The sequence below is a fragment of the Candidatus Magnetaquicoccus inordinatus genome, assembly GCF_004217665.1.
GTDB classification, from domain to species: domain Bacteria; phylum Pseudomonadota; class Magnetococcia; order Magnetococcales; family Magnetaquicoccaceae; genus Magnetaquicoccus; species Magnetaquicoccus inordinatus.
This window is the reverse complement of the sequence record NZ_RXIU01000015.1, coordinates 22235-29814: the sequence shown is the minus strand read 5'-3', so window position 1 is coordinate 29814 and position 7580 is coordinate 22235. Positions and strand designations below refer to the sequence as shown.

Sequence of the window (7580 nt, the reverse complement as noted above, 5' to 3'; positions counted from 1 at the left end):
GCCGACGCGCTTTTTGCGTCGGCTTAAGCGCCTAATGGAAGCAAGCTGTGCGGATTGGCGCGCATTTTTGCGCCAATGCGTACAGCATCCCCATGGGGGTAGAGCTGGCGAGCCAGCACGAACCTGAATAGTTACGCTTCACAGTGGTGCAGAGCCGTGCCGTAGTGCAGATGTTGATTGGTGAGCTCTCTGCTGTGCGGCTCTGTCACCTCCTGTCGAGGGCTTTGTGGTCGCAAGAGCAGAGAGCATAGGCAAGAGTGATTGAGCAACCGGCTTTCATGGTGATGCAAGCCGGTTGTTTGTTATCTGCTTAACTGCAAATTAATGAATCTTGGTGTGCGTCGTCAGGAAGTTCCAGCAGACGTTTGCTGGGATAGCCTGGTTGTTCCCAGACCAGACGGGGCAGGGCATAACCGGGCAGACGGGATTGTAACTGCAACCAGAGGTGAGCCGCCTTGGCATTGTCTACGCGAAAGTGGGCGGCGCCTGCTACGGGATCCAGTTGGTGCAGGTAGTAGGGAAGAATGCGCTGATGGATCAAGGTTTCACAGAGTGCAGCCAACACCTCCACCGAGTCGTTGATTCCCTTGAGCAATACCGATTGGTTGAGCAACAGCACCCCAGCCTGTTGCAGCTTGTGCAGGGCTTGCAGGACCAGGCTATCCAGCTCTTGCGGATGGTTGCAATGGATCACCAAAACTGGAGTCAGACGGCTGCCGGTCAACCACTGCAGGAGGTCGTGACCGATCCGTTTTGGTGTGACCACCGGCATGCGGCTGTGCACACGCAACCGTTGCAGATGGGGAATCTCCGCCAGTTGCCTGGTCAGTTGCTGCAGTTGGCGGTCGGGTAACATCAGAGGATCGCCACCCGAATAGATGATTTCGCGTATCGTCTTCTCTTGTTTGATCCATTCGACAGCCGCTTGCCAGTTGTGGGCAGAGGTTGTGGGTTTGCTCTCATTGCTGTGGCGGCGAAAACAGTAGCGACAGTGGATAGGGCAGGAGTGGCTGAGCAGCAGCAGTGCGCGTCCGGCATATTTGTGCAGCAGACCAGGCAAAGGTTGTGCCTGCTCTTCGGCAAGAGGATCCTCGCTGAATCCGGCAACCGGTTGCCACTCCTCTGGAGTGGGTTGAATCTGTCGCAACAAGGGATCCTGGCTGTTTTGCCAATCGATGCGTTGTCGCCAATGGCTGGGAACCCGCAGCGGATAGCTCTGCTGATCTGTGCGGAGGTTGGCGCTCTCTGTGGCGGAGAGCGGAGAGGGTGTGATTTTCTGCTGCATTGGCGCAGCCTGTTCCTTGGCGATGGGCGGCATATCGTTTATAAGTGTCGGCGCAAGAGTCGGTTAATTTTATTGCTTCACAATTGAGAGAGTAAGGAAAAACAATGCTGACCCATAATCAATTACGGCAGGGCTCGCGGGTGGAAATTGACGGATTGCCCTGGATTATCGTCGGAGCGGATTTTGTCAAGCCAGGCAAAGGACAAGCCTTTACCAAAATTCGCATTAAAAATTTGATCGATGGCCGGGTGATCGAACGCACCTTCAAGTCCAGCGAAACGGTGGCCAAGGCGGATGTCATCGATACCGAAATGCAATATTTGTATAGCGACGGTGAGTTTTGGCACTTTATGGATCCAGGCAGTTGTGATCAGGTGGCTTTGACCAGTGTTCAGGTGGGTGATGCCATCAGTTGGTTAAAGGAGCAGGAAGGCTATCAGGTTACCCTTTGGAAAGGCAAGGCCATTGCCGTGCAGGCTCCCCAGTTCGTGATTTTGACGATTACCCAGTGTGAACCGGGTGTCAAAGGGGATACGGTTTCCGGGGCGACCAAGCCGGCGGTATTGGAGACGGGAGCCACGGTCAAGGTGCCGCTGTTTGTCAATGAAGGGGAGAGAATCCGGGTTGATACCCGTACCGGTGATTATGTGGAACGGGCCAAATAGTCTGGTTGGCAAAAGGTTGCGTTGCAGTTACCGTTGATGGAAAGCGCGACCTCTTGGCAGCCGGTTGCCACTTGGTGGCGATTGCAGCGGCGGGCAGAGCTGTTGGCACGTATTCGTGCTTTTTTTCAACAGCGCGGCGTGGTGGAGGTGGAAACGCCACTGCTGTTGCCGGCAATGGCTCCAGAGTTGCATCAGGATCCGATGGTCTGTGCCGAAGGTTATCTGCAGGGTTCGCCGGAGACGGCCATGAAACGGTTGTTGGCAGCAGGTGCCGGGGCAATCTATCAGATGGGGCGTGCCTTTCGTGCAGGAGAGGTGGGGCGCCTGCACAATCCAGAGTTTACCATTCTGGAGTGGTATCGACCGGGCTGGCGTGTCGCTGAGTTGCAGCGAGAGGTGGAGGCGCTGCTGTTGAGTATTGTGGCGTTGCCCTCTAAAGGGCTCTGTTGCAGCACCGCTGGTGAGGCCAAGCTGCTCACTTATGGTGAGGCGATGCAGCGCTTTGCGGGAGTGGATCCTTGGGATGACAGCCTGACGCAACTGCAACAAAAATGCCGGGAGAGTGCAGCCGAGGGAGAGCTGCTGCCATTGGCAGGGTTGGAGCGTCAGGAGCTGTTGGATTGGCTTTTGCTGCAGCATGTGGAACCGGCTTTGCGGGCTGAGGGGGGGATGGTATTCTTGACCGATTTTCCACCAACAGCCGCAGCGATGGCAGAGATCGATCCTGGACCTCCTCCGGTTGCCAAACGCTTTGAACTCTATGTAAACGGTGTTGAGCTGGCCAATGGCTATCAGGAGTTGCGCGATGCTCAGGAGTTGCGACACCGTTTCCAAGAGGTCAATCGGCAACGACAGAGGCTGGGAAAAAAAACATTACCGATCGATGAACTGTTTTTGCAGGCCATGGAGGCTGGGTTGCCGGTTTGTGCCGGGGTGGCATTGGGGGTGGATCGTTTGTTGATGTTGGCTGTGCAGACGGAGAGCATTCAAGAGGTGATGGCCTTTCCTGAGCGCAGCATGGCAATGGGTGACACGCGATCAATTGATTGACGAGGAGGAGAGCCATGGTTCTTTTATACAGTGCACCGGGAACAATGGGTGCACCTGCTGCCGATTTTTCTTTGCCAGGGGTGGATGGCAAAGAGCATGCTTTGGCTGATTTTGCAGCAGCCGAAGTCTTGGTGGTAATGTTTATCTGCAACCATTGTCCCTATGTGCAGGCTATCGAAGGGCGCTTGATCGATTTGGCCAAGGAGATGCAACCCCTTGGGGTGGCCTTTGTGGCCATCAATAGCAACGATCCAATCAGTTATCCTGAAGATAATATGGATAACATGAAAAAACGGGCCAAAGAGCGCGGCTATCCTTTTGTCTATCTGATGGATGAAAGCCAAGATGTGGCGCACGCCTATGGTGCAGTCTGTACTCCCGATTTTTTTATCTTTGATCGGGAACGAAAACTGCGTTATCGCGGTCGATTGGATGATTCACCACGCAATCCGGCTACAGTACGCAACCAGGAGATGAAACGAGCCATCATGGCTTTGTTGGCTGGCGAGCCGGTAGCCGAACCTCAACATGCCGCCATGGGTTGTAGCCTGAAATGGCGGGAATAACCGCCTTTCAGCCCAGAGAGCCGCAATGAGTCTCCCGCCAAACGTTGACCTTCCCGAACACGGCTCTGCTAAAGAGCCGAATATCCGGGAAATTCCTTATAATTATACCTCATTTTCCGATCGTGAGATTGTCATTCGCTTTTTAGGCGAGGAGAGCTGGAGCATACTCAATCGCTTGCGCGGACGACGGCAAACCGGTCGTTCGGCGCGCATGTTGTTTGAGGTGCTGGGCGATTTGTGGATATTTGCCCGCAATCCCCTCTTGCAGGAGGATTTGCTGGCTGATGGTCGCCGTTTGCAGGCTTTGCTGGCGGCCATGGAAGAGCGTCTGAGTCGTATTCGGGCGAGGGCAACCGATCCCAATACCCAAGAGTGGGTGTTTTATTTGCTGGCGCGGGCTGGCGAGGCGGTGGCCTCTTTTGCCGAACGGTTTCGCACTTTGTCCGATCGGCGGGAGCAGATTCGTCGGCGTCTGGAGGAGATTACCCGCGCCGATCATATTGATTTTAGTGTCACAGCACGGGTCTCGCACATGACCGATGCCACCGACTGGCGGGTGGAATGCCCGTTGTTGGTGGTCACTCCAGGCAGTGAAGAGGAGGTGGCGCCGCTGGCGGCGGCCTGCATCGAATTGGGTCTCAGCCTGATTCCCAGGGGGGGTGGCACCGGCTATACCGGATCCGGGGTGCCGTTGGCAGCCGAGACGGTGGTATTCAATGTGGAAGCCTTGGATGCGTTGGGTCCGGTCGCGAAACGCCCGGCATTGGGTTTGGTGCAGGAGGTGATGAGCATTCGCGTCGAAGCGGGAGCTGTGACCAAACAGGTGGCGCTGGCGGCAGAGGCAGCCGGGTTTATCTTTGCAGTGGATCCGACCTCGCAAAATGCCTCGACCATTGGTGGCAATATTGCCATGAATGCTGGTGGAAAGAAGGCGGTACGTTGGGGAACCACCCTGGATAATCTGCTCTCCTGGCGCATGGTGGTGGCAGAACCCAGCGGCGAGGCGACGGTGCAGTGGTTGGAGGTGCAGCGTCTGCAGCATAATTTAGGCAAAATTCATGATCTGCCAGAGGCCCGTTTTCAGGTGCAGCGGTTGGCTGTGGATGGCTATACCCCGCTGGGTGAGCCTGAGATCATTACTCTTTCCCGGCAGGAGATACGCAAGCAGGGTTTAGGCAAGGATGTGACCAACAAATGGTTGGGAGGCTTGCCAGGGGTCCAGAAAGAGGGGTGTGATGGCATCATCACCAGTGCGGTCTTTGTGGTGCACCCCATGCCGCATCATACCCATACGGTCTGTTTGGAGTTTTATGATCCCGATTTGGGGCGGGCCGTGCCGGCGATTGTCGAGATCAAAAATTTTCTTGATCACCATCCCCAGGTGGGCTGTGCGGGCCTGGAACATCTGGACGAGCGCTATGTGCGGGCGGTGGGCTATAATGCCAAGGCATCCCGAGGGGATCGTCCGAAAATGGTATTGTTGGCAGATGTGGTGGGCGATGATCTGCCTGCTGTCTCTGCAGCGGCTGAACATATTGTCCAGTTGGCGCAATCGCGGGGCGGCGAAGGGTTTATTGCCACCACTCCAGAGGGGAGAGAGCGTTTTTGGTCAGATCGTTCCCGGACTGCGGCCATTGCTGCCCATACCAATGCCTTCAAGATCAATGAAGATGTGGTGATTCCGCTGGAAAAACTGGCGGAGTATAACGAAGGCATTGAACGGCTGAATATTGAACAGTCGATAGGCAATAAAATCGCGATTGTACAGGCAATCCAACGATTTTTCCGCAGTGGTGAGTGGCGTCCCTTGTTGACTGCTGGCGATGCCGCGCTGTTTGAACAGGAGAATGAGTCAATTCTCAGCGGCAAAGTGGAGGCAGCACTGCGTCTGCTGCTGCGGGTAGAGCAGCGCTGGCACACTTTTTTGCAGCACTTGGACAGTGCGGTTACGGACACGCTCCTGCCTTTGGAAGAGGAAGAGCGCCGTCTGGCGCGGACGGGAGAGAGTCTGTTTCGACTGTTGTTGCGGCGTGGGATACGGATCTCTTTACGCAGCGAAGTGGCGCAACCGCTGCGCAATCTGTTTGGGGGCGATTTGTGGGAAGGGGTGCGCAACCGACTGGATAGCATCCATGCCCAGATTCGTTCCAGCCGTCTGTTTGCTGCTCTGCATATGCACGCCGGCGATGGCAACGTGCACACCAATATTCCGGTCAACTCCAATGACTATGCCATGTTACGGGCTGCCGAGGAGATGGTTGACCGGATCATGCTCTTGGCACAGCAACTGGGAGGCTGCATCTCCGGTGAACATGGTATCGGTCTGACCAAATTTCGTTATCTCGATAGCCAGATAATCGATCAGTTTCATCGCTATAAAGAGCAGGTGGATCCCCGTGGCTATTTTAATCGTGGCAAGCTGTTGCTCGGATCGGGGTTGCAGAATGCCTATACCCCCTCTTTGCGTTTGGTGCAAAAGGAGGCTTTGATTTTGAAAGAGAGTGCCATGGAGGCACTCAACAATGATATGCGCCACTGTTTGCGCTGTGGCAAATGCAAGGCGGTCTGTTCGACGCATGTGCCCAGAGCCAATCTGCTCTATTCGCCACGCAACAAAATTTTGGCCACCGGTCTGGTGATCGAAGCCTTTTTGTATGATGAACAGACCAGACGTATCAGCCGTCCCACTGGTGGCAACGCTTTGCACCATTGTGCGGAGCTGCAAGATTTGGCAGACCATTGCACGATCTGTCATCGCTGTGTCAAACCCTGTCCGGTTAATATTGATTTTGGTGCAGTCACCATCCGCATGCGTGAGTTGTTGCAAAGCAGGGGACGCAAAGAGATAAATCCCAATAAACGTTTGGCCATGGCTTTTTTGACCACTACCGATGCACAGGTGATCCACTGGACCAGACGCACTCTCTTGCAGGGGGGCTATGCAGCGCAACGACTGGGTTACCACTGGTTGCAGCGCATGGATCCACCCAAAGAGCAACAGATGCCCTTTGCCACCCGTGGTGCAGCCTCTTTGCCCAGTCATGTGCGCCATCTGTTGAATGCTCCGTTACCGAAACCTGAATTGAGCCAACCAGCACGGGCGGTTTTGCGGTTGCAAGAGAGTGATGCCATTCCCATCCTGAAAGGGAAAGAAGGGGTGGCCACAACAGAGACTGTCTTTTATTTTCCCGGATGTGGTTGTGAACGGCTGTTTTCTGAAATTGCTCTGGCAACTTTGGCGATGTTGCGCCATATCGGAGTGCAGACGGTTTTACCTCCTGGCTATCTGTGTTGTGGATTTCCGCAGAGCGCTTCCGGGGACGAAGGGGGCGGACGGGCGATGGCCATCAGCAACCGGGTTTTGTTTCACCGCATGGCCGATGCTTTGAGCGATTTGGAAATCAAAACTGTTTTGGTCTCCTGTGGCACCTGTCTGCGCCAACTGCAGGGCTATGCCTTTGATAAAATATTTTCTGGTTGTCGATTGTTGGATATTCATGAATATCTGATGGAAAAAGGGGTGCGGGCCGCGGCCTTGTCTCAAGATGAACACTGTTTGTTTCATGATCCGTGTCATTCACCGATGAAGAGTTATGATCCCCGTCAGGTGACCGCAACCCTTTTGAACTGTCGAGTACAATTGACCGATCGTTGTTGTGGGGAATCGGGCTTGTTTGCTCTCTCCCGTCCCGATATCGCAACCCAGGTGCGTTTTCGCAAAAGTCAAACCTTGCCGCTGCCGGAAAAGAGCCAAGAGGGCCACAAGGAAAAACAGTCACCCTATAAATTGCTCACCTCTTGCCCCTCTTGTTATCAAGGGTTGTCTCGCCAGCGCGACCAGCATCCTGTAGAAGCACGTTTTCTTGTTGTTGAATTGGCAGAGCGGATTTTGGGTAACGATTGGCAAGGTCAACTGCAGTATGCGGAATGGGAAAGGGTATTATTATGATTATCTGGTATGTTGCGTTGCGCAGACGCAACAGCCATGCTATAACCTGCTACAAGTGTCAGATA

The 7580-nt window shown here is 54.5% G+C and carries 5 protein-coding genes; 4 read left to right on the top strand and 1 reads right to left on the bottom strand.

Annotated elements, in window-relative coordinates; genetic code table 11:
• Positions 1-310: 310 nt before the first annotated feature.
• Positions 311-1285 (bottom strand): EF-P beta-lysylation protein EpmB, encoded by a 975-nt coding sequence (gene epmB / locus EJP87_RS02795; protein WP_227657418.1) that lies wholly within the window; start codon positions 1283-1285, stop codon positions 311-313.
• Between the two features lie 104 nt (positions 1286-1389).
• Between epmB and efp the strand changes: the two genes are divergently transcribed.
• Genes efp through EJP87_RS02775 form a run of 4 tightly spaced genes read left to right on the top strand, consistent with a single transcriptional unit; the run spans position 1390 to position 7515 of the window.
• A complete protein-coding gene (gene efp, locus EJP87_RS02790; protein WP_130470345.1) occupies positions 1390-1950 on the top strand; it encodes an elongation factor P in 561 nt (186 codons plus the stop codon).
• Positions 1951-1986: 36 nt separating this feature from the next.
• Entirely contained in the window at positions 1987-3000 is a 1014-nt protein-coding gene (epmA, locus tag EJP87_RS02785; protein WP_130470344.1) for an EF-P lysine aminoacylase EpmA, read from the top strand.
• A gap of 14 nt (positions 3001-3014) precedes the next feature.
• Entirely contained in the window at positions 3015-3566 is a 552-nt protein-coding gene (locus EJP87_RS02780; RefSeq protein ID WP_130470343.1) for a thioredoxin family protein, read from the top strand.
• A 25-nt stretch (positions 3567-3591) separates the two neighbouring features.
• Positions 3592-7515, top strand: coding sequence for a DUF3683 domain-containing protein (locus EJP87_RS02775; RefSeq protein WP_130470342.1), 3924 nt, complete (start codon positions 3592-3594; stop codon positions 7513-7515).
• The last annotated feature ends 65 nt before the right edge of the window (positions 7516-7580 follow it).